Here is a 3,333-nt window from a genome sequence, read left to right as displayed (position 1 = left end):
TTATATCTTTTTTTTACCCCTTTTGTCAAGTATCTCATCAACCATTTTTATTATACAGCCTTCCCTGACTTGCTCGAGATGCCTTCTTCTGCGAAGTCTCCTCAACAGATGTTTGGGGCGATTGCGAAGAGTTATTATGCACAAAAAAATAATATTGATCCCAAAAAGATGACCGTTGTATCCATAATGCCCTGTTTAGCCAAAAAGTACGAAGCAGCCAGAGAAGAAATAAATGCATCACCTGAATACAGAGATGTTGATTATGTATTGACTACCAGAGAACTGGCAAAAATGATCAAAGAAGCAGGAATTAATTTCAAAGCTGTCCCAGAAAGGGAGTATGATAGTCCTTTAGGAGAATCCACCGGTGCTGCGGCTATCTTTGGTAGAACAGGAGGAGTTGCAGAGGCGGCTTTAAGAACCGCTTATGAATGGATAACCGGGAATGAACTAAAAGAAGTAGAATTTGAGCAGCTTCATGGATATGAGTCTCTAAGAGTTGCAGAAGTTGAAATTAATGGTAAAAAATTAAGAGTTGGAGTTGCTTATGGCCTGGGTAACGCACGAAAACTCTTGGAAGACGTCCAATCGGGAAAGATAGAATTTCATTTAATCGAAATTATGGCTTGTCCAGGGGGTTGTGTGGGAGGCGGTGGACAACCGTACCATCATGGTGATTTCAACGTGATTAAAAAGAGAATCGAGGCATTAAATGTTGTTGACAAATCAAAGATAATTCGAAAGTCCCATGAAAATCCATCAATTGTTAGACTATACAACGAATATTTAGGAAAGCCCGGAAGCGAAAAATCACATCAATTGTTGCATACGCATTATATGGAAAGAGAATGGCTTTAAAAAAACTAAAGGCGGAGAAAATCCGCCTTTAGCTTAAATTAAAGCCACACTTTAAAGGTTTTTATTTCGTAAGGGGTTATGTTGAATACGATTTTATTATCTTTAAACGCGGTTTCTTTTTCTGCTTCTTCAATTAAATTACATTCAACCGCTTTTTTTATACTTCTAAAAAAATCTATTTCCACTTCCTTTTTTCGACTGCCTTTATCTTCGAAAAGTCTAACAAGTACAGAGTCATCATCTTCTGCTTTTTTTACGGTTTCGATTACCACATCAGAATCGTTGACCTTGATAAAAGAGAAATTATCAGGAAAACTTCCTTCTTCGTTTTTTTCTATCTTTTTAACTATTACAGGGTAATTCAATTTATAGGCTTCTTGTATTACTTGCGAATCTCTCCATGTTCCAGCGTGTGGTAGAAGAGAATAAATGAATACATGTTCTGTTCTATCAGCGGTTTCATCGGGTTCGATTGGGGATCTTAGAAGAGTGAGTCTCATAACGTTTTCTTTTATATCATACCCATGTTTACAATCGTTTAGTATGGAAACTCCATAGTTTGCTTCTGAAAGATCCGCCCACTTCTGTGTTGGGACTTCAAATTTTGCTATATCCCAACTTGTGTTGTTGGTTGTACTTCTTTCTATGTTTCCAAATTGTATGTTGTAGGTGGCTTTTGTACTCCTTACATTAACAGGAAAAGCTGTTTTTAATAAAACTTGTTTCTCTTTCCAATCAACATGGGTATCGAAATCGATTCTTCTTGTGTGGTTGTATACGATGACTTTCTGTTCAATAATGGAGTCATAAAACCTCCAGGAGAATTTTAAAACACCTTTTAAAGGATTCTCTTCAACTACTTTTACTTCGATTAAATCAGTAACCTCTTTCATCTTTTCATTGAAATAAGGAGAAATGTCCCATGCATCAAAAAAGTAAGGTTTATCTTCGAAGGTTTGTAGCACGTTTCCCAATTTCCCTTCTTCCAATACTTCCCTTTTATTTTCTTTATCGTATAATCTTTTAATCTGCCCTTTTTCGTTGAATTCGATTATATAGTATCTGTTTTCAATGTAATTTTCTTTCACAATCATTTTTTCATCAATTTGCTTCTGCTCCAAATTGGATACCTTAATACTTTTATAGCCAAAAGAGGGTATTCCTCTAACCAACGTTTTTTTACCGTTTTCTAACTCTACAATCTCGTCCCTTTCAAAGGGGGTGGTGTTGAATAATACCAAACTGTCTTCTTCGCTTTTTATTTCCTTTGAAATCATAGAAATAGCTCTTTCAATCTCTTTGTTAGCTATCCCCTTTATCTTTTCAAAATCCCTTCTAGCATCTTCATAAACCTCTCTTATTGAGGAACCTGGTAAAATATCGTGGAATTGGTTTAATAATAATAGTTCCCATCCTTCATTCAGAGAATTTTTAGGATATTGGAAATCTTTAAATAATTTCAAAGCCATAGAATTTAATAACTCTGCGTTATGGTACAATATTTCTGATTTTCTGTTTTCCCTTTTCACAAAGGCTTGTGAAGTATACGTACCTCGATGTAATTCGAAGTACAACTCATCATCCCAAACTGGGACATTTTTATCTCTTATTCTCTCTTCCAATTTTTCAAAATAATCCTCTACTCTTCCCATCTCCACTTGGGGTAAACCTGGGATTTCTTTTATTGCTTGATAATTTTCTAACATTTCATATGTTGGGCCTCCTCCCCCATCTCCCCAACCGAAGACAAGAAGTAATTCATCGTTTATATCTTTTTGTTTGTAGTTATCCCATATTCCTTTTATCGTGAAAGGTTCCACCATGCCGTTGTACGTATAAAAGTAATTGTTCTTATCTGGAGTCGTAATAAAATGAGATAAGATTTTAGTCCCATCGATGCCTTTCCACCAAAAAGTATCGTAAGGAAATTTGTTGATTTCATTCCAGCTTATTTTGGTTGTAGCAAAGTATTTCATCCCACTTTTCTTTATTATTTGAGGTAGGGCATATGTGTAACCAAATGCATCGGGCAACCATACAACCTTAGAATCAACTCCAAGCTCTTCTTTTAAAAACCTTTTCCCGAATAGTATCTGTCTTATCAAAAACTCACCTGGAGAAATATTAGAATCGGACTCTATCCACATGCCACCAGTTGCTTCCCATCTACCTTCTTTAATTTTTCCCTTTACTTTTTCATATAACTCAGGGTAATCATTTTTTAGGAACTTGTACAATGCCGGGGAAGAGTGCATAAATATATATTCTGGATACTCTTGCATTAGATTGAGAACCGTTGAAAAGGTTCTTTGTGCTTTTTCTCTTGTGTGTAAAACAGTCCAAAGCCATGCCATATCTATATGAGAATGGCCTGTCAAAACAACTTTTGGAGAATCCATTTTAAAATTTCTTAGTTTTTTCAATTCTTCTTGCAAAAAATTGTAACTGTTTTTTAGGCTGTATAATAAAAATGGT

At 35.3% G+C, this 3,333-nt stretch carries 2 protein-coding genes; one reads left to right on the top strand and one right to left on the bottom strand.

The genetic code is table 11. The features are described 5' to 3' along the window. Nucleotides 1–858, top strand: an 858-nt coding sequence (locus X927_RS06535; protein WP_245855494.1) for a [Fe-Fe] hydrogenase large subunit C-terminal domain-containing protein, incomplete at its 5' end; no start/stop codon positions are given. 38 nt (nucleotides 859–896) lie between these two features. Here the strand turns inward: X927_RS06535 and X927_RS06530 are convergent. Next, nucleotides 897–3,333, bottom strand: a 2,437-nt coding sequence (locus X927_RS06530; RefSeq protein ID WP_103077294.1) for an alpha-mannosidase, incomplete at its 5' end; no start/stop codon positions are given.

This window comes from Petrotoga mexicana DSM 14811 (assembly GCF_002895565.1).
Taxonomy (GTDB): Bacteria; Thermotogota; Thermotogae; order Petrotogales; family Petrotogaceae; genus Petrotoga; species Petrotoga mexicana.
Note: the sequence above shows the minus strand (reverse complement) of the source record. Positions and strands in the feature narration are given on the sequence as shown.